Source organism: Duganella sp. Leaf126 (assembly GCF_001423125.1).
Classification (GTDB): Bacteria; Pseudomonadota; Gammaproteobacteria; order Burkholderiales; family Burkholderiaceae_D; genus Rugamonas.
The window spans coordinates 1-19,205 of sequence record NZ_LMNW01000003.1; the positions used below are offsets into that span (position 1 = coordinate 1).

The 19,205-nt window shown below is 64.6% G+C and carries 19 protein-coding genes and 1 CRISPR repeat array; of the genes, 10 read left to right on the top strand and 9 right to left on the bottom strand.

Going from position 1 to position 19,205, the window contains the following annotated elements; all coding sequences use genetic code 11:
• Nucleotides 1–105 precede the first annotated feature (105 nt).
• Complete coding sequence (locus tag ASF61_RS04260; RefSeq protein ID WP_200919798.1) at nt 106–438, top strand: hypothetical protein; 333 nt, start codon at nt 106–108, stop codon at nt 436–438.
• Nucleotides 419–718, top strand: a complete 300-nt coding sequence (gene cas2e / locus ASF61_RS04265; RefSeq protein WP_056151549.1) for a type I-E CRISPR-associated endoribonuclease Cas2e — start codon at nt 419–421, stop codon at nt 716–718. Before ASF61_RS04260 ends, cas2e begins: the two co-directional genes overlap by 20 nt.
• 105 nt (nt 719–823) lie before the next feature.
• A CRISPR array of direct repeats spans nt 824–1,951; the repeat unit is 29 nt; unit sequence GTGTTCCCCGCGCTCGCGGGGATGAACCG.
• Nucleotides 1,952–2,426: 475 nt separating this feature from the next.
• On the opposite strand, the gene ASF61_RS04270 is transcribed toward cas2e, so the two are convergent.
• The 4 genes from ASF61_RS04270 to ASF61_RS04285 all read right to left on the bottom strand — a co-directional run bounded on the left by ASF61_RS04270 (nt 2,427) and on the right by ASF61_RS04285 (nt 7,521).
• Nucleotides 2,427–3,446 (bottom strand): NADP-dependent oxidoreductase, encoded by a 1,020-nt coding sequence (locus ASF61_RS04270; protein ID WP_056151551.1) that lies wholly within the window; start codon nt 3,444–3,446, stop codon nt 2,427–2,429.
• A gap of 213 nt (nt 3,447–3,659) precedes the next feature.
• Nucleotides 3,660–5,333, bottom strand: coding sequence for a phospholipase D-like domain-containing protein (locus ASF61_RS04275; RefSeq protein WP_056151554.1), 1,674 nt, complete (start codon nt 5,331–5,333; stop codon nt 3,660–3,662).
• A gap of 87 nt (nt 5,334–5,420) precedes the next feature.
• The gene (locus ASF61_RS04280; RefSeq protein ID WP_056151556.1) at nt 5,421–6,356 is read right to left on the bottom strand and encodes a hypothetical protein; all 936 of its coding nucleotides are present in this window, start codon (nt 6,354–6,356) and stop codon (nt 5,421–5,423) included.
• Nucleotides 6,357–6,369: 13 nt separating this feature from the next.
• Entirely contained in the window at nt 6,370–7,521 is a 1,152-nt protein-coding gene (locus ASF61_RS04285) for an aminotransferase class I/II-fold pyridoxal phosphate-dependent enzyme (RefSeq protein WP_056151560.1), read from the bottom strand.
• A gap of 223 nt (nt 7,522–7,744) precedes the next feature.
• Here ASF61_RS04285 and ASF61_RS04290 point away from each other — a divergent pair, with 223 nt between their 5' ends.
• Both ASF61_RS04290 and ASF61_RS04295 read left to right on the top strand, forming a co-directional pair.
• Nucleotides 7,745–8,608: a DMT family transporter gene (locus ASF61_RS04290; protein ID WP_056151562.1), complete on the top strand. Its 864-nt coding sequence runs from the start codon at nt 7,745–7,747 to the stop codon at nt 8,606–8,608.
• A gap of 114 nt (nt 8,609–8,722) precedes the next feature.
• Nucleotides 8,723–9,301, top strand: coding sequence for a hypothetical protein (locus ASF61_RS04295; RefSeq protein ID WP_082491201.1), 579 nt, complete (start codon nt 8,723–8,725; stop codon nt 9,299–9,301).
• Between the two features lie 637 nt (nt 9,302–9,938).
• Here the strand turns inward: ASF61_RS04295 and ASF61_RS04300 are convergent.
• Nucleotides 9,939–10,952 (bottom strand): zinc-binding alcohol dehydrogenase family protein, encoded by a 1,014-nt coding sequence (locus tag ASF61_RS04300; protein ID WP_056151564.1) that lies wholly within the window; start codon nt 10,950–10,952, stop codon nt 9,939–9,941.
• Between the two features lie 99 nt (nt 10,953–11,051).
• On the opposite strand from ASF61_RS04300, the gene ASF61_RS04305 reads away from it, so the two are divergent.
• A complete protein-coding gene (locus tag ASF61_RS04305; RefSeq protein ID WP_056151566.1) occupies nt 11,052–11,951 on the top strand; it encodes a LysR family transcriptional regulator in 900 nt (299 codons plus the stop codon).
• A gap of 53 nt (nt 11,952–12,004) precedes the next feature.
• Nucleotides 12,005–12,127, top strand: coding sequence for a hypothetical protein (locus ASF61_RS24310; protein WP_255354542.1), 123 nt, complete (start codon nt 12,005–12,007; stop codon nt 12,125–12,127).
• 278 nt (nt 12,128–12,405) lie between these two features.
• Here ASF61_RS24310 and ASF61_RS04310 read toward each other — a convergent pair whose 3' ends face one another.
• A complete protein-coding gene (locus ASF61_RS04310; protein ID WP_056151569.1) occupies nt 12,406–12,624 on the bottom strand; it encodes a hypothetical protein in 219 nt (72 codons plus the stop codon).
• A 185-nt stretch (nt 12,625–12,809) separates the two neighbouring features.
• Here ASF61_RS04310 and ASF61_RS04315 point away from each other — a divergent pair, with 185 nt between their 5' ends.
• The 3 genes from ASF61_RS04315 to ASF61_RS04325 are packed head-to-tail and all read left to right on the top strand — an operon-like array spanning nt 12,810 to nt 15,235.
• Nucleotides 12,810–13,481 (top strand): phosphatase PAP2 family protein, encoded by a 672-nt coding sequence (locus tag ASF61_RS04315; protein WP_056151572.1) that lies wholly within the window; start codon nt 12,810–12,812, stop codon nt 13,479–13,481.
• Between the two features lie 21 nt (nt 13,482–13,502).
• Nucleotides 13,503–14,414 carry a diacylglycerol kinase family protein gene (locus tag ASF61_RS04320; RefSeq protein ID WP_056151574.1) on the top strand — a complete coding sequence of 304 codons (912 nt, stop codon included), beginning with the start codon at nt 13,503–13,505 and terminating at the stop codon, nt 14,412–14,414.
• A 2-nt stretch (nt 14,415–14,416) separates the two neighbouring features.
• Complete coding sequence (locus tag ASF61_RS04325; protein ID WP_056151577.1) at nt 14,417–15,235, top strand: metallophosphoesterase; 819 nt, start codon at nt 14,417–14,419, stop codon at nt 15,233–15,235.
• Nucleotides 15,236–15,259: 24 nt separating this feature from the next.
• On the opposite strand, the gene ASF61_RS23130 is transcribed toward ASF61_RS04325, so the two are convergent.
• A complete protein-coding gene (locus tag ASF61_RS23130; protein ID WP_229205706.1) occupies nt 15,260–15,487 on the bottom strand; it encodes a LysR substrate-binding domain-containing protein in 228 nt (75 codons plus the stop codon).
• 16 nt (nt 15,488–15,503) lie between these two features.
• Here ASF61_RS23130 and ASF61_RS23135 point away from each other — a divergent pair, with 16 nt between their 5' ends.
• Entirely contained in the window at nt 15,504–15,686 is a 183-nt protein-coding gene (locus ASF61_RS23135) for an SDR family oxidoreductase (RefSeq protein WP_373994532.1), read from the top strand.
• A 13-nt stretch (nt 15,687–15,699) separates the two neighbouring features.
• On the opposite strand, the gene cls is transcribed toward ASF61_RS23135, so the two are convergent.
• On the bottom strand, nt 15,700–17,094 hold the full coding sequence (gene cls / locus ASF61_RS04335; protein ID WP_056151581.1) for a cardiolipin synthase: 1,395 nt from the start codon (nt 17,092–17,094) through the stop codon (nt 15,700–15,702).
• On the bottom strand, nt 17,091–19,187 hold the full coding sequence (locus ASF61_RS04340) for a site-specific recombinase (protein ID WP_056151584.1): 2,097 nt from the start codon (nt 19,185–19,187) through the stop codon (nt 17,091–17,093). Before ASF61_RS04340 ends, cls begins: the two co-directional genes overlap by 4 nt.
• Nucleotides 19,188–19,205: the final 18 nt, after the last annotated feature.

Here is a 19,205-nt window from a genome sequence, read left to right on the forward strand (position 1 = left end):
GCGCATGCTCAGCCCAGCCGACCTGCCCAACGACATCGCCGCCTTGAAGGCGCTGCTGCTCGCCCAAGACGTTGTGGTGGAAGGGCTGCGTGAACAACTGCTGCGGTGCTGGCCGCCGGTTATGCACCAGCCATCGGCTTCATCCACACCGGTAAAGCACTGTCGTTCGTGTACGATATCGCCGACATCTACAAGTTCGATACCGTGGTGCCGATCGCCTTCGCGGTCGCGGCCAAGCCGGTCCCCAATGTCGAGCGCGAGGTGCGCATACGCTGCCGCGATGCGTTCCGCCAGTCCAGGCTTCTCGAACGCATCATTCCCGATATCGAAACTTTACTGGCCGAGGGCGGCATCACCCCGCCTGTCGCCCCCGCCGAATCAGTGGCGCCGGCCATTCCCAACCCAGAGAGTATCGGCGATGTTGGTCATCGTTCTTGAAAACGCCCCGCCTCGACTGCGCGGCCGGCTCGCCATCTGGCTGCTTGAAGTTCGCGCAGGCGTCTATGTCGGCAATTACTCCCGCCGTCTGCGCGAGCATATCTGGACGCAGGTAGAAGAGGGCATCGAAGACGGTAACGCCGTCATCGCCTGGCGTAGCAATACCAATGAGGCCGGTTTCGACTTTCTCACACTCGGCGAAAATCGGCGCATGCCAGTCGAAATGGATGGTATCAGACTGGTATCGTTCCTCCCCCTCCCCATTCCAGACGAGCAATAAACGCTTGTTCTTTTCTCCGTTCTTTAATAACTAAAAATAGTACGAAAAATCGGTGGAAAATGGAGGGGATGATTTTCCCTTATTTTTCAAAAGGTTATAATTGGTGTGTTCCCCGCGCTCGCGGGGATGAACCGGCTGGCAGCGGCGAGCCGACCCGCCGGCTGAAGTGTTCCCCGCGCTCGCGGGGATGAACCGCTGACTGTTGGTAAGCACCCTTCCGCGCCACCGTGTTCCCCGCGCTCGCGGGGATGAACCGCCAGGCGGACGCCGATTACCGTAGCGTGCGCAGTGTTCCCCGCGCTCGCGGGGATGAACCGGCCGACCAGGCAATCGTGAATCGCGTTTCCGGGTGTTCCCCGCGCTCGCGGGGATGAACCGGCCTTTCTAAACGTTGAGGTGTCCGCCGACGTGTGTTCCCCGCGCTCGCGGGGATGAACCGATAACCAACGGCAACGAACAGTATCAGGGGACGTGTTCCCCGCGCTCGCGGGGATGAACCGCTTCTGATAGGTTCATGGCTTCTAACCCTGATGTGTTCCCCGCGCTCGCGGGGATGAACCGTCCTCGGGCAGCGCATAGGTCTGCTCGGTGGCCGTGTTCCCCGCGCTCGCGGGGATGAACCGAAATGCTTGGCGGCCAGTTCTGCCGCGAACGAGTGTTCCCCGCGCTCGCGGGGATGAACCGAACCTGCAGGGCGGCTTTCACCTCAGTGCGCTGTGTTCCCCGCGCTCGCGGGGATGAACCGGTTGACCGCCTGCCAGGCAATCGCGTCCTGATGTGTTCTCCGCGCTCGCGGGGATGAACCGCCGCCGCGTTTCTGGCCGCCTGGCAGGTAGTCGTGTTCCCCGCGCTCGCGGGGATGAACCGGCCGAATGGCTGATCAACAACAGCCACCGCCTGTGTTCCCCGCGCTCGCGGGGATGAACCGGCGACGGACAACAGCGACAATTCCTTCGACTCGTGTTCCCCGCGCTCGCGGGGATGAACCGGGCAGATGACGTCTCAAATTGGCCTGTTTTCAGTGTTCCCCGCGCTCGCGGGGATGAACCGTCGGTCACGGCCTGGAAGAACGTCAAGCCGGAGTGTTCCCCGCGCTCGCGGGGATGAACCGCAGGCCAAGAAGGAAGAAGATAAACCGAAGAAGTGTTCCCCGCGCTCGCGGGGATAAACCGGGCATCCCTGCCGCAATAAATCCGTGGGCGATGTGTTCCCCGCGCTCGCGGGGATAAACCGCCCAGGCCGCGCTGGGTGTTCCTGCGCTCGCGGGGGTGAACCGATGTTCGAGCAATTCAAATCCTCACTCACGAGGTGTTCCCCGCGCTCGCGGGGATGAACTGCCGGCAGGCAACCGGAGGACTGCCAGGGCCCATTGCTCCCCACGCCCGCAGGGGTGCCCCGCGCACCGTCGAGCTACTGAGCAGCCACGGCGACGTGTTGCCTTCCCTCGCAAGGATAGCCCGGTCATATAGCTTTGCCACCGCCACGGGCTTGCATTGTATTCGGTGCAAATGCGGGGTTGTTGCCATCGCCGTTCTATTCGCTGTCGCGAAAATCGTGCGCACGGTGATGCGCCGCCCTCGTGCTGCACCCAGCTCGTCCAGCACCGGCGGATGGAGTGCTTCGTGGATGGTTCCGGGCAGGGTGTCGCCCACCCTGGGCGGTGGCTTTTACCGCCAGGAAGGATTCGAACAGGGCGCGCAGCGCCCATTCACTCCCCAACCCGCACCACCAGCTTCCCAAAATTCCGCCCCTCCAGCAGCCCCATAAAGGCCTGCGGCGCTGCATCGAGACCGTCGACGATGTCTTCGCGGTACCGTACTTTTCCGGCGGCGATCCATGAGGCCATCTCTTTGTAGAACGCCGGGCGCTGGGCGACGAATTCGCGCTGGATGAAGCCGCGAATGGTCAGGCTGCGGCTCAGCACTTCGCGCATGAAGCCGGGGAAACGGTCGGGGCCGGGGCGCGGTGCGACATCGTTGTATTGGGCGATCAGGCCGCATACGGGCACCCGCGCGAATTCGTTCAACAGGGGGAAGACGGCTTCCCAGACGTGGCCGCCGACGTTTTCGAAGTAGACATCGATCCCTTGCGGGCACGCGGCCTGGAGCTGGTCGGCGAAGTCCGGTGCGCGGTGGTCGACGACGGCGTCGAAGCCGAGTTCGTTGCGCAGGAAATCGCACTTGTCCTTGCCGCCCGCGATGCCGACTGCGCGCGCGCCCTTGATCCTGGCGATCTGGCCGACCGCCGACCCCACGGCGCCGCTGGCGGCAGCGACCACCACGGTTTCACCTTCTTTTGGCTGGCCGATCGTCAGCAGGCCGGCGTACGCGGTAAAACCTGGCATGCCGAGCACGCCGAGCGCCGTGCTGACGGGCGCGGCGGACGGATCGAGCTTGCGCAGCGTGGAGGCGTCGGCGATGGCATAGCTTTGCCAGCCGGAGTGGGACAGCACGATGTCGCCTTCGGCAAACGCGGGGTCGCGTGACGTGATGACGCGGCCGACAGTGCCGCCTTCCATCACGTCGCCAACTTCCAGCGGCGCGGCGTAGGATTTCGCGGCGCTCATGCGGCCGCGCATGTACGGGTCCAGCGACAGGTACAGGATTTTCAGCAGCACCTGGCCGTCGCCCGGCTCGGCCACTGGTACGGTCTCGAACTTGAAATTGTCAGGCGTCGGCTTGCCTTCGGGGCGGCTGGCCAGCAGGATGCGGCGGTTTTGTTGGTTCAAGGTAGGACCTTTCGATGGTGTAGATAGGAATGAAAAGCATCAGCCTTCTCGCTGAAGGGTACTTGACCTGTGGAGCGGAAATTTTAACGGTCCACACGATTTGGAGGCGCCCGGGACGATGACGATTCAAGCCGCTGTTGACCGTCTCATTTTCGTGGCGCGCCGGCGTTTCCGACGGTGGCGGCAAGGTAGTGGCAACGCTGGCGGCTTTCGCTACACCGCGCTGCGCGCAAAGTACCTGCGCTGGCGGCTGCGGAACCCGGTGCCGTAATACGCCTGCGCCCAGCTGCAGTCCTCATTGAGCGGGTTGCTGGCGAAGAAGGTGCCGTTTGCCAGCGCCGCGCGCACGGCGTCGCGGAAGGCGTAGTGCGTGTACGACCGCATGAATTCGCCGAGGTAGATGTCGGCCACTTCCTCGTCGCCGGCGATGACCAGCATGTTTTCGTCGTTCTGCTTGCTCGAGGCGAGGCTGAAGTTGGCCGAGCCGCTGATGACCAGCGGACGCTTGCCCAGCGGGTCGATCAGCATGAACTTGGTGTGGATGAATTGCACATGCTGCGCCATGGCGTTGCTGCGTTCCAGCAGAAACTGGTCGAGCGCGTTGGTGCGCAAATAGGCGCCCATCGCGACGCGGCCGCTCTCCGTGGCGCGGATTTCCTTGACGATGTGGCGGATCTTGTCCACCTGCTGCCTGTTGCCTTTCAGACCGTCCATCAGCACGTAGCGCATGCCACGGTGTTCGGGCGCGAGCGCCCGGCCCAGCTTGTCGTCGATGGAAAATGCCAGTGTCAGCAGCACCGCGTCGGCGCGCTGGATTTCGGCGATATAGCGGTCCAGCGCGTCGCGCTGCTGGCGCGGGCTGAACACGGGCGTGCAGCCGTCCGGCCACTGCGCCGGCAGCGGAAATGCGCTGGTGACCGCGGCGCGCAGCGCCACGCCGGACGGATCGGCAGCGAGCAGCGTCCAGTAGTCCAGAAATTGCTGCGCCACGTTGGCGTCCCACACTTCGTGGCCCGTGTTGAGCTGGCCGAAGAAGCCGTTGGGCGACCAGTTCAGCGAGCCGCCCCAGACGGCGCTGGGTGCGCCTTGCTGCGACAGCACGATGAACTTGTTGTGGGCGATGTAGCCGGGGTTTTTTTCACGCGCGATGCCGGCATCGGCCAGCTGCGCCAGGTCGAGTTCGCCGATATTGTCTTCGCGCGGAAACGCCGGATGGTGATCGTCGCCATTGCGCTTGGCGTCGTAGATGATGCGCACGGCAACGCCGCGTTCGCGTGCGGCGCGCAGGGCATCGAGCACCGGCGCATGGCGTGCCTCGTAGATGGCTGCATGCAGCGCATCGCCTGCTTGCGCGGTGGCGATAAACGCCAGCAGGGATTCGAACAGGCCGCGGCTCAGCCAGTCGAAGGCCTGGTTGTTGGGCACGTCTTCCGGCGCGCGGTTGGCGAAGCGCCTGGCGTACTCCTGGGCGGCAATCGCGCCGCGGTTGAAATGGATGGCGTGGCCGGACCGGGTGCGGGTGATCGTGCGCACCGGTATCTCCACTTCGGCCAGCACGTCGAGCATGGCGGGCGTGCCGCCGAGGGCGACGATGCGGTAGGTGTACTCGACGCCGGGGCGCACCGTGTAGTCGGCCCACTGGAAGGTTTGCAGCGGATGCTTGCGGGTGGACACGGCCGTACCCTTGTCGAGGCCGGGGTCGGTGCTGGCGTAGCGTTTTTGCGCGGTGAGCCAGTCGGCGCGGCCGGTGCCGTGGTCGGCGCGGTGGATGGCGTAGCCTTGCAGCTGGCCGGCGCGCGCTGCGGGCCAGTCGAAGCCGAAAAAGACCACGTGGCTGCCGGCAATCGCCTGCACGTGCAGGCCCCCATCGGTGCGTTGTGCGCGCATGGCTGTCTCCTGACCGATCAGAAGCAGTCAGCTTAGGCCTGCGCGGTGGAGCTGGCCTTGGGGTAGCGCACGCCAGCGGCGCGCGGGTCAAGGATGGGGCGGCAGGGGGGCGGCAGCAGGCACTTCGGTGGCCGGGTACAGCAGCGCTTCCTGCGACAGGTCCGGCTCGATCAGTTCGGGCGGCAAGTTCACCGGCTTATCATGCATGGGAATGGCGAACGGTTTCGGCGGCTGCAGCGGGCGCGGCGTGGCGACCGGTTTGGGCGCCGGTTCGCCGTCCAGCTCGAACGTGATCAGCGTATCGTCGGGCCATTTGTCGTCGCCGAGCGGGGCATTGAAGGTTGTCGGCTGGCCGCCCACCGGTATCGCCTGCTGGCGCGCACCTGCCGTGTAGGTGATGCGGTCGTAGGGCGCCGGCGCGTCGAACACCTTGTCCTTCTCGCACGGGCCTTTTTCAAACCAGCTCTTGGCGTCGAGCAGCAAACGCTCGCGCAACATGTCTTTTTTCAGGATCCGCACCTGGACTTCGCAGGCCAGCCGCAAGTCGCCCAGCCGCAGCACATTGGGTGGCAGGTCCGGCGTGCGCACGTAGGCGACCGGGTGCTCGTAGCGGCCGGCCGGAAAACGCCGGCTCATCACCACGTAGGCATTGTCGGCCTTGGCGCGGTCGTTGGGCGGCAGGACGAAGCTCAGGTCCGGGGCCAGCGGCAACGGTACCGACCAGCCCTTGACGGCGATGGCGGCGCTGGACACTTCGGGTACGCCGTCCTTGTCTTTCGGCGGCAACATGCCTTTGGGCATTTTGTAGCGCAGGGTGGCGCCCGGCGCCAGGCGCGGACTGCGGCGCTCGAACATGTCAACGCCCGCTTCCAGCGCCGTGTAGCTCCATGCCATCTGCACGGTGCCCGACTGTAAGGGGCCGACGATGGTGACCGTGTCACCGAGCGGAGACGGATGCTGGGCGTTGGCAAACTGATGGACCAGCAGCAGCGTGGCCAGGGTGAAAGTCGTAAAGTTACGCATGGCTGTCATCGAATTATGGCTGAACGGATTCAAGTCTGGGGTGCGCTGCAAACCATGGCTGCAGGCGGCTGATGGCTTCCACGATCTGCGCGGTGGAGACGGCAAAACTCATGCGGAAAAAATGGCGGCCGTCCACCGGGTCAAAGTCGACCCCGGGCGCAGTGGCAACGCCGGTATCGTTCAACAGGCGCTGGCAGAAATCCAGGCTGTCGTCGGTCAGGTGGGCGATGCTGGCATAGATATAGAAGGCGCCGTCGGGCGGAGCGATGGCGCGCAGGCCCAGGCCGGGCAGGGCCGCCAGCAGCAGGCGGCGGTTTTCCGCATACACGTGCAGGTGGTTATCGAGCTCGGCCAGGTCGTCGAAGGCGGCCAGCGCCGCGTGCTGGCTCAGCGACGGCGCGGTCAGGAACAGGTTGCCGCAATAGGCCTGGGCGCGGGCCACGTGGTCGTGCGGCACCAGCAGCCAGCCCAGGCGCCAGCCGGCCATGCTGAAATACTTGGAAAAACTGTTCACCACCAGCGCCTCGGGCGCATAGGCGAGGATGGTCTGCGCCGGCGCCACGTAGCTGAGGCCATGATAAATCTCGTCGGAAACGATGCGGATGCCGCGCACCCGGCACACTTCGGCAATCGCGGCCAGCTCCTCGGCAGCGATGATGGTGCCGGTCGGATTGGCCGGGCTGGCGATGATGACGGCATTGGGCGCCGGCTCAATGGCGGCCAGCGCGGCGGCGGTGAGCTGGTAGCGCACCTCGGGGCCGCAGGCAATTTCCACCGGCTCCAGGTGCAGGGCCTTGAGGGCATTCCTGTAAGCCACGTAGCCGGGCCGCGCCAGCGCCACCCGGTCGCCCGGCGATAATAGCGAACTCAAGGCCAGCACCAGCGCCGGCGACGCGCCGCAGGTGAGGATGAAGCGTTCATGGTCGATCGTCACACCGTAACGTTCCTGGTAGTGCCGCGCCAGCCGGTGCCTGAGCGGCGCGCTTTCCCAGTAGCCCATGGCATCGTCGTCGAGCACCGCGTGGGCGCGGGCCACGGCTGCCGGCGGTGCGCCGGTGGACGGCTGACCGAATTCCATGTGGATGATGGCGCGTCCCTGCGCCTTGAGGGCGTGGGCCAGGCGGCTGATGGCGAGGGCGTGAAACGGTTCGAGTTGGGCTTGCATCGTATTGCAGTTTACGTAACGGGTCGGCGATTTTCGTATTGTAAGCCCTGCGCGCGTTACCCGTCGGACGCTGCGGTGCTGGTCTGCCAGGACAGGGCCGTTACCAGCATTGCAAGGAATAAAACCCCATATAATGAGCGATATTGCAACGATACAAAGGGCCGAAGATGGGCACATGCTGGAACCCAGGCAGCAGCCGGGGCATACAGGGCGCCGGCAGCCGATGACGGTGCAAAACCATCGTGCGCCAGGCAGCCCCCTGCTGGCCGGACTGGCCTTGCTGGCCAGCCAGCTCTCGCTCAATGCCGGCGCGGCGGTGGCCAAGCAGCTGTTTCCGGCGGTCGGGGTCGAAGGCGTGACCGCTTACCGCATCGGTTTTGCGGCCGTGCTGATGATGGCGATCTTCCGCCCCTGGCGCACGCCGCTCACCTTGCCGCAGGCGGGCAGCGTGGCCCTGTACGGCAGCGTGATCGGCCTGATGAATCTGCTGATCTACCGTGCTTTCAGCCATATCCCGATGGGTATTGCCGTGGCGATCGAGGTCTGCGGTCCGCTGGCAGTGGCGGTGTGGTCGTCGCGCCGGCCGCGCGACCTGGTCGCGGTGGCGCTGGCGGTGTTGGGACTGTATTTTCTGTTGCCGCTGCCGGCGTCACACGGCCAGCTTGCGCGACTCGACCCGGTCGGCATCGCCTATGCAGCGGGCGCAGCGTGCTGCTGGGCCATCTACATCGTGATCGGCAAGCGGGTCTCCGTGATGCACGGCGGCCAGTCGGTAGCCTGGGGCATGACGGCCGGTGCGCTGTTCATCGTGCCGCTGGGCGTCTGGACTTCGGGACCGGTGCTGCTCACGCCCGCGTTCATGGCCGTGGGACTGGCCATCGCCGTCATGTCGAGCGCCTTGCCCTACACGCTGGAGATGTTGTCGATGCGCCGCCTGTCGTCGCGGACGTTCAGCATGTTCAGCAGCGCCACGCCTGCGCTCAGCGCGCTGGCCGGCATGCTGATGCTGGGCGAGCACCTGACGGCCAGCCAGTGGCTGGCCATCGCCAGCATGGTGGCGGCGTCAGCGCTGGCGACCTTGCGCTGACCTGCCAGGCCATGTGGATCGCGATAAAAATGCGCAAAGTTTAATCCGTATCAAACAGAATGCTTGACCAGACAGCTATGGTGAGCGCTTCGTTCGTCTTCCGGAGCCGCCACCATGCCCACCGTGTCCACTGCGTCTGCTGCCGACAGTACCCGCCGCCTGATTGCCGCCGTCAAAAAACTCGAGGAGTCGCTGCATACGTCGGGACTGCCGCGCTGGATGTCCCGCCTGCCGGTCTGGTGGCTGAGCTGGCATTACTGCCGCATGCTCGACCATAAAATCGCCCGCATGCGGCGTATCGCGCACAAGTTCGCTCTGTGGCTGCCGGTCATCCGGGCAGCCGACCAGGACCCGCGCGCCCGGCTCGAGTTCATCGACTGCGACCACAGCATGCAGGACGACATCGACGCCACCCGTCATACCATGTGGGAGTTACGGGCCTATTGCATCGACATCGCCACCATGTTCGAGCAGCTCGGCTACCGGTCGGCGCGCCTGCAGCGCCGCCAGCAGCTGTTCCTGTCCGTGATCGAACAGACCTGCATCCAGGCCGCCACCATGCAGGAAACGCTGGTCGCGCACGACGCCCGCGTGCTGGCATCGTTGCAGGAACGGGAGCAGCAGACCGGGCAGCAAGCCATGGTGCCGCCACCGGTTGTGCAGGGCGCTGTGCCTGCAGCCCAAGTCGGGTAACAGGCTTGCTGCATCGGCGGGCCGTATCGCGGCGCGAGCGCAAAATCGTCAGCCGCGCCAGAGCGAAATCGTCGGCGGGCACGCAGTTGCAGCTTCAGCGACACCCGCCACAGCTACGCCTCAACTGGCACCCTCGCAGCTGCAACTTGAGTGGCATCCTCGCAGCTGCAACTTGAGTGGCATCCTCGCAGCTGCAACTTGAGCGGCATTCCCGCAGCTGCGCCTTGAGCGGCATTCCCGCAACTGCGCCTTCAGCGGCACTCCCGAAGCTGCAACTTAAGCAGCCTTCCCGCAGCTGCAACTTGAGCAGCACCCCCGCAAATGCGCCTTGATCGGCATTCCCGCAGCTGCGCCTTCAGCGGCATTCCCGCAACTGCGCCTTCAGCGGCATTCCCGAAGCTGCAACTTAAGCAGCCTTCCCGCAGCTGCAACTTGAGCTGCACCCCGCAAATGCGCCTTGAGCGGCATTCCCGCAACTGCGCCTTCAGCGACACACCCGCAGCTGCGCCTTCAGCGGCACTCCGGCAGCTGCGCCTTCAGCGGCACTCCCGCCGACGGCACGCCCGGCCGGCGGCATTGCCGCCGCGGTTGTTTGCCTTGTCGGGGGCTGCCTGCTGCCGTTATGGCGTGACGACTATCAGAAACCTTCCAGCACGATCTTGCCCTTGGCGCGGTTGCTTTCGATCAGCGCGTGCGCGCGCTTGAGGTTGGCGGCGTTGATGGCGCCGTAGCGCTCGCCGAGCGTGGTCCTGATGACGCCGGCATCGACCAGTTGCGCCACGTCGTCGAGCAGCTGGTGCTGCTGGGCCATGTCGTCGGTTTCGAACATCGAGCGCGTAAACATGAATTCCCAGTGCAGCGACACGCTCTTGCGTTTCAGTACGCGCACGTCGATGGCGGAGGGATCGTCGATCAGCGCCACCTTGCCTTGCGGCGCCACCAGTTCGGCGATGGCCGGCCAGTGGTGGTCGGTCTGGTTCAGCGCCGCCACGTAGGTCACCGGCGGCAGACCGAGGCGCTTGATTTCTTCGTTCAGTGGCTTGCTGTGGTCGATCACGTGGTGGGCGCCCAGTTCCGTCACCCAGCGCGCGGTATCGTCGCGCGAGGCCGTGCCGATCACGGTCACGCCGGTGAGCTGGCGCGCCAGTTGCACCAGGATGGAACCGACGCCGCCCGCTGCGCCGATCACCAGCAGCGACTGGCCGGTGAGCGCCTTGTCGCGGCTCACCTGCAGGCGCTCGAACAGCAGTTCCCAGGCGGTGATGGCGGTCAGCGGCAGCGCCGCAGCCTCGGCAAAGTCCAGCGTGCGCGGCTTGTGGCCGACGATGCGCTCGTCCACCAGGTGCAGCGCGCTGTTGGTGCCGGGGCGGGTCAGGTCGCCGGCGTACCAGACTTCGTCGCCGGGCTTGAACAGGGTGACATCGGGGCCGACCGCCTGCACCACGCCTGCCGCATCCCAGCCGATGACCTTGGCCGCGCCGTCCGCAGGCGGCGCACTGGCCCGTATCTTGACGTCGACCGGGTTCACGGAGACGGCCTTGACCGCCACCAGCAGGTCGCGGCCCTGCGCTTGCGGTTCGGGCAGGTCGATATCGATCAGCGCCTGGTCGTCGTTGATGGGCAGGGACTGGCGGTAGGCAATGGCTTTCATGAAGTGCTCCTGGAGGTGGACTGATGACGGTATGATCATTTATTTGGACGGCGCGAAAAAGACGCGCTTGATTGAAACACTTTCAAAGGAACGAAGAAAGTGCTGCGACTCGATGATTTGATGGTGTTCGTCCGCACTGCCGAGCGTGGCAGCTTGTCGGCGGCTGCGCGCGAGCTCGAGGTGTCGCCAGCGCTGGCCAGTGCGGCCGTCAAGCGGCTCGAGGGTGAACTGGGCATCCGCCTGTTTGCCCGCACCACGCGCTCGCTGCGCCTGACCGACGAGGGGGAGCGCTACCTGCGGCATGCGCGCGATGCCTTGCGTGCGCTGCAGGATGGGCACGACGCGCTGGCCGAAGGCAAGGAAACCCTCGGTGGCGTGCTCAAGATTTCCATGCCGTCCGACCTCGGACGCAATCTGCTGGTCGGCTGGCTCGACCAGTTCCAGGCCCTGTATCCCAAGGTCAGTTACCAGCTCAGCGTGAGCGACCGGCTGTCGGACCTGTACCGCCAGCCGGTCGATATCGCGATCCGCTACGGACTGCAAGATGACTCGAGCCTGATCGCCTTGCCGCTGGCGCCCGACAACCGCCGCGTGCTGGTGGCCGCGCCCGATTACGTGCGGCGCCATGGTCCGCTGTCCGATGTGCGCGACTTGTCACGGCATAACTGCCTGCGCTTCATGCTTGACGATGTGATCCACGACCGCTGGACCTTCTATCCGGCAGCCAGGCACGAACCGCTGACGCTGCAGGTCAACGGCGACCGCAGCGCCGACGACGCCGACCTGGTGCGCCGCTGGGCGCTGGCCGGCGTGGGCGTGGCCTACAAGTCGCGGCTCGACGTGAGCGCCGACCTGCGTGCAGGCAGGCTGGTGACGCTGATGCCGGACCTGGCAGGCGAGCCGACGCCGCTGCACATGGTGTGCATGCACCGCTCGCAGGTCTCGGCGACGGTGCTGGCCTTGCGGGATTTTTTACGCGAGCAGTGCGGCAAGGCTTAGGGAACGATTAAGCTGCTGCGCACTGTACCGTGCCACGTGGAAAAAACGATAACATGGCAGCAGTCGAAGGCAGTGCAGTGGTGCTGACGATCATTGTTGAGGCCGCTGCTGTCAACGGCGTCGACAACCGGTGCTGGCAGTCAGAGCAGATGATCAGCGCTGACGAACGTTGTTGACTAGCTGTGCTGGCACATGGTGTGACAAACGATGCTGAAAGACGGTGTTAGCGTTCAATGCTAAAAATCAGCGCTGGCGTTGCGGCGCTTGACGGTGGGCCAGCTGCCAGATCCAGGTGAGGAGCGCCTGCGAGCTGGCGGCATCTGCCGGGCTATCGGGCGACTGGATCGGGCAGCCGGGACCGGCAACCGGGGGAATCACAGGGTAAGCACCTGGGTGTGCAGCCGGGTGCCTACCTGGGTAAGCGAGCGCAAAGGCCGTTGTGCACACCGCCATCTCAATGCGCTTTCGACATGATGAGCAGCCAGCGGCGGCACAGCAGAATTTCGAGGTGACCAGGCTGGACACCGGTATCGCATTCGATGACGGGATTGACGGCGTAAAAACGCTTGCGGAAGTCACGGCACACCAGCAATTCGCGCTTGCCCACGCGCACCATGAACGAGGTAGGCATGTATTCGAGACCGAAACGGGAGCTGAGGCTGCTGTTGATCATGACATTTCCTTTTAGGCGATGTGTTTAACGAGGAGTTCAGAATAGCATAACTACTGTATGCATACACAGGTACTGTGCAAATAAACAGTAAATTTGTTGTTTTGTGATTTATTAGCCAACTTCTATGGCAGGCCAACGGGAGGCGCCAAATTTTTAGCAAATTCTTACGTTTCATCGGCGCTAGGATGACGCCGGGCGGCCAGTTCGGCCTGCATTTGACCCTGGGCGTGCTGATCATGGTCATTTCGGTCTCGGTCTTCGGCCATCTCGCCGACGAGGTGACCGACCAGGACGCCATCACCGTGTTGGACTTGCAAATTGCCAATTGGTTCAATGCCAACCATGTCGAACCGTACACGAGCTGCATGCTGTTCATTTCCTTCGTGCACAAGGTGGGCGGCATGCTCGTGCTGGTGGCCGTCTTCGGCTACGTGCTGTGGCGGCGCGGCCAGCGTTACTGGCTGCTGGCGCTGGGTGTTACGGTGTTGCCGGGCATGATGCTCAACGTATTGCTCAAGCAGGTGTTCCAGCGCAGCCGGCCCTACTTCGACGAGCCGCTGGTTACGCTGACCACGTACAGTTTCCCCAGCGGCCATACGGCTGCCGCAACCTTGTTCTACGGGCTGCTGGCCTGTTACATCATGATCGCCTGCAAGGGCTGGAGTGTGCGCTTGGCAACAGCGCTGTGCTGCCTGCTGATGATATTCTTGGTCGCGTTCAGTCGCGTCTATCTTGGCGCGCATTACCTGAGCGACGTGCTGGCGGCCATGGCCAGCAGCGCGGCCTGGCTGGCGATCTGCATCACGGCCATCTCCACGCTGCGCCGCCGCCGCGAAGCACGTTCGCTCGCTGCCTGACCGGACTTTACAAGGAAGCGTGTGCTCAATTCGATTGTCGTCATCATCAACGCCAGCGCCGGCCTCGGTTATTGCGGCGACTGGTCCACCACCCTGGCCGAGACCTTCCGCCGCCACGGCGCCGAACCGGACATCCTGCTCGCCAGCAGCGGCGCGGAAATGATCGAGCGGGCGCGCCGCGCGGTGGCCGACAAGGCCACCGTGGTGGTAGCCGGTGGCGGCGATGGCACCATCAACTGCGTGGCCTCGCAGCTGGTGGGCAGCGACACCCACCTGGCAGTGCTGGCGCTGGGCACGCTCAACCACTTTGCCAAGGACCTCGGCATCCCGCTCGCCCTCGACCAGGCGGTTGCCAACGCGGTCACCGGCAAGCCGCTGCGGGTGGACGTGGGCGAAGTCAATGGCCGTATCTTCCTCAACAATTCCAGCCTCGGCATTTACCCGGACCTGGTCCGTGACCGCGAGCAGCAACAGAAAAAGTTCGGCCGCAGCAAGTGGCATGCATTCGGGCGCGCGCTGTTCGTGGTGCTGCGCCGCTTTCCGTTCATGCGCGTGCGGCTTACCGTCAACGGCCAGGAGCACCTGCGGCGCACGCCGTTCGTCTTCATCGGCAACAACGAATATCTGCAGGGGTTCACCATGGGGGCGCGCGAGCGGCTCGACAGCGGCAAGCTGGTGATGTACGTGGCGCAAAAGCCCACCCGGCTGGCGCTGCTGCGCTACGCCGTGCACGCGCTGTTCAACCGCCTGTCGGCAGCGCGCGACTTCGACGTGCTGACCGCCACCGAGCTCGACATCGACACCCGTCACCGCCACCTGCGCGTGGCCACCGACGGCGAGGTGACCGACATGAAGCCGCCGCTGCACTATCGCTCGCGCCCCGGCGCCTTGAGCGTGATCGCGCCCGGTCGCACCACATCCACGGGAAGCTAGCCATGCGTACCATCGTTCATGTATCCGACCTGCATTTCGGCCGCGTCGACCAGCAATTGCTCGAACCGTTGCGGGCGCTGGTGACGTCGCTCGCGCCCGATGTGCTGGTGGTGTCGGGCGACCTGACCCAGCGCGCCAAGACCGAGGAATTCATTGCCGCGCGCACCTACCTCGACACCTTGCCGGGGCCGCAGATCGTGGTGCCGGGCAATCACGACATCCCGCTCTACAATGTCGCCAGCCGCTTCCTGACGCCGCTGCGCAAGTATCTGCGCTACGTGACGCTGGACCTGACGCCCGAGTACGTCGATGACGAGATCGCGGTGCTCGGCATTAACACCGCGCGCTCGCTGACCATCAAGGATGGCCGCGTCAACCAGGAACAGATCGCGCTGCTGCGCCAGCGCATGGGCGCGGTGCCCAAGGATGTCACCCGCATCGTGGTCACCCACCACCCGTTCGACCTGCCGCAAAACTTCGACAAGGACGACCTGGTCGACCGCGCGCCGATGGCGATGCGGGCGTTCTCCGAGTGCGGCGTCGATCTGCTGCTGGCCGGCCATTTTCACGCCAGCAGCGCGGGTCTCAGCACCGACCGCTACAAGCTGCCCGGCTACGCGGCGCTGGTGGTGCAGGCGGGCACGGCGACCTCGACCCGCGGCCGCGGCGAGTCCAACTCGTTCAACGTGATCCGCGTGCACAGCGACAAAATCGAAGTGGTGCGCTACAGTTGGGTCGATGGCACGGCCACGTTCGAGCCGGCCCAGACCGAGATATTCGAGCGCATCGGCGACGCCTGGCATACCACGGCGGTCGCCTGATCCCGGGTCAGCAGGAGGCGGGCGTCAAGCGAGGGCAGCGCCATTGAGCCCCGGCGTGGCGGCAAACAGCGCAGCGATGAAAACGATGAACACGGTCGCGCTCCATGGCACCATTCTTTGGGTCGGGTACACGGCATTGAGCGGCGAAGGCGGGCGTGCATGGTCAGCCAGCACCGCGCGCAAGCGGCCGCTGTGCAACTGCTCGGCTACCATCCACGACGATAGGTAAGCAACGCCCACGTCTGCCAGCACGGCCCGCCTGGTCGAGCTGGTCCGCACGGGTCCGTCACAACAGCACGACTTCCTCGACCAGCTGGCGAGCATTATCCCGTCGCGCCGCGTGGGTGCGCCGGACGAGATCGCCGAAGCTGCCGTGCTGCTCGCCTCGGACGACGCCAGCTTTGTCAATAGCATCGAACTGTCTGTCGATGGCGGCCAGCGCCAGATCTGACCAGGCGTTGCCGCTACAGCCAGTAATTGGTCAGCTGCGCCGCCCATTCCTTCATGCGGTCCAGCCATGGCCGGTGGCGCCACTGGTCGAGCGTGATCTGTACCGAGTCGCGCAAGTCTTCCTGGAACGCCCGTTCCATCTCGTTACCGAAGGCGTCGCCGAGCACCACCACGTTCAGTTCGCTGTTGTGGAGGAAGCTGCGGGTGTCCATATTGGTCGAGCCGACGGTTGACCATTTGCCGTCGATCACCGCCGTCTTGGCGTGCAGCACGGCCAGCTTAAGCTGGTAGATCTTCACGCCCGAGGACAGCAGCTCGTCGTAAAAGCTGCGCCCCGCGTGGAACACCAGGCCGCTGTCGGATACGCCCGGCAGCACGATCTTCACATCGACGCCGCGTCTGGCGGCAGCCTTCAGTGCATCGACGGTCTGCTGGTCCGGCACGAAATAGGCCGACGTGATGTGGATGCTTTTCTTGGCTTCCTGCATCGCCAGGTTATAGGCCTTGAAAATCTCGAAGTGGCCGCCCGGGTCGCTGCCCAGCACCCGGATCACCTTATCGCCGGCAATATAGGGGGTGGGGAAAAAGTCGGCGTCGATCAGGTCGGCGCGGTCCTGCGCCGCCCACTGGCGCACGAACAGCCACTGGAACGCGTGCACGGCGGGGCCTTCGATCTTGATGTGGGTGTCGCGCCAGCCGACGTCGTCTTCGCCCTTGGACGCCTTGTTGCGCGACCGGAACAGCGAACTCTTGGAATAGGTGCCGCTGATATTGATGCCGCCCGTGAACGCAATGCGGCCATCGACGATCAGTACCTTGCGGTGGTCGCGGTTATTGATTTTCCAGCTGTCGCCCGACAGCTTGGCCGGATTGACCGGGTTAAATTCCAGCAGGCTGATGCCGGCGTCGCGCATGCGCTGGAAAAATTCCTTCGGCACACCGAGCGTGCCCACGCTGTCGTAGATGATGTTGACCGCCACGCCGGCCTTGCGCCGCGCGATCAGGGCATCGGCAAATTTCAGGCCCATGCCGTCCTGGTCGAAGATATAGGTTTCCAGGTTGATGCTGTTCTTGGCGCCTTCGATGGCCTTGAGCATTTCGCTCATGGTCTGCGGACCGTCGAACAGCAGCGTGGTCTTGTTGCCGGCAATCAGCGGCACGCCGGTGGCCGCTTCCTCGAGCGAGGCCTGCTGCTGCAGGTCGAGCGTGCTCTTCGCATAGCGCTTGGCCAGCAGCGCCCGGGTACGGTCGGCGCTCAGTTCGCCGTTTTTGCCGTGCACGGTGGGCGTGGCGCCGGCCGCCACCTTGGTGTCGAGCTGGCTCACATCGGGCAGCGATGCGCAGGCGCCCAGCAGTGCCCAGCACATCAGGCTGGCGGGTAGCCAGAGTCGCAAGCTCGTCGCTTTCATTTTGAGGTTTTCTCCAGTAACTGCGGTTCATCGTACGGTAAGGCGGGGGCTGCCCGGGCACCGATCAGGAAAGTCACCGGCCCCTGGAAAAAACGCTTGACCAGCGCCTTGCTCAGGCGCCAGCCGTGGGTAAAACGCACCTGGCGCGAGCGCAGCGCCACCCACAGCGCCAGCCCGAAACTGACCATCAGGTTGACGATGCCGATGCCGAGGAAACCGGCGATCGAGGTCACCACGAGTTGCCAACTGACATGGTAATCGAGTCCCACCATCGCTGTCGCGAAGTTGGCGGACGAGAACGTGACGTGGCGGATATCGAGCGGCAGACCCAGCAGAAACCCGAGCAGCGGCATCACGCCAAGCATGATGCCGAAGAAGAAGTTACCCATCAGGCCGCCCAGGTTGGTTTCCATGTAGACGCCGAAACGGCGCAGCCGCGCCGGGCCCAGCAGCCAGCGCAGGCTGCGCAACTGGGCGATCCGCTGGGCCCAGCGCGTGTACAGCGCCTTGTTGTCGTAGTAGCCCGAGATCAGGCCGGCCAGGAACAGGCAGACGCCAGCCACGGCCGCATACAGCAGGTTGGGGCCGTGAATCGGATCGATGTCGGCCAGCAGATGCATCGCCTTGCCCTGGCTCACCAGGTGGTGGCCGGTCAGGTACGGCCAGGCCATGGCGATCAGCCAGGCAGTCGGTATGGCGGTGGCCAGGTTGCCCAGCACTGCCATGATCTGGGTGCGCAAGACCTTGTTGCACAGTTCGGTCATGCTGTCGAGGTCGATATTCCGGCCATCCTTGCTCTGCAGCCCGGCCGCGATGCGCGACGCGGTCATCGCCGGCTGCTTGGTGGCTACCGTGAAGTGCAGCAGGTGGATGAAGACGAAGCCCAGCGAGTAGTTCATGCTGAACAGGAAGGTCTCCACCAGCGGCGCGGCGCGCAGGTAGGAAAACAGGATCTTGAACAGCGCCATGAAGCCGATGATCAGGCCGGCCCCGGCCGCCTGCAGGAACATGGCGAACAGCGCGGTGCGCGATTCGGCCACGTAGTGTTCGCCCGTGTGGCTGGCGTTTTCCGTGACGTTGCGCGCCAGCAGGTTGATGTTGTCGCGCAGCAGATCGCTGACCATGTACTTGTTGTTGTGGGCCGTGACCAGTTCCAGCGCCAGCGTGATGGCGGCCGCCTTGCGGTGGTCGGGCGCCACCTGCTGCACGACCTGGGTGTCGCCGGCTGCGGCCGTTGCCAGCCGTGCCGGGGCATCGGGCGCCAGGTCGTCGCTGGTATCGACCAGGTACAGCAGCTTGCGCAGGCGATTGATGCTCTGGGTGAGCGTCACCAGCAGGTAGGTGAGGGCGATGCTGGTGCCCTGGTTTAGCGCCTTCTTGCGGATCTTGACCACCACCGTTTCGCACTGGTCGAGCATCACCAGCAGGTGGCGCGCATCTTCCATCGCGACGTCGTCGCCGGCCAGCTTGCGCTTGTACGCGGCCAGGTAGGCATTGACCTCGATATTCTGTCCCGTGAACGGCGACTCGTAGGTTTCCATCTCGGTATGGAAATTGGTGAGCTTGGGTTCCAGACCGATCGCGCAGACGCGGTACGACAGCGTCTGGATCGCGTCCAGCAGGCCGGGCAGCATCAGGTTGGAGACCTGGCCCGGAGCGCTGCCGGCGCCGGTGTTGATGACCTCGATCAGGTCCAGCCAGTCGGCCGCCGGCACCGCGCTCATCCAGAGGTAATCGGTGCGCTTGTACAGCACCTGGTCGATGGCGTCGCTCAGGTATTCGTCGCCGAGCGCGGGCGGCAGGATGCGCGAGGCGATCCGGTGTTTGAGTTCGCTGAAAAACCCGTCGTTGGACAGCACGCCGATTTCGGTGTACAGGCTGGCGTGGCGGCGGGCGGCCAGCAGGTTGCGGGTGTAGCCGCGCAGCGCCATCGCGTGTGCGGGTTCGCCCTTGAGCAACTGGGTCAACGTGCGGACGTTCGATGTGGCGCGCGCCCCATCGGTGGGACGCCGGGGCCGCAGGGTGGCGAACAACTCGACCATGAGGCCGATATCGTTGCTGTTGGCGTCCAGGCGTTGCAGAATCTCGAGCATGCAGTGTGCGGCAGTGGC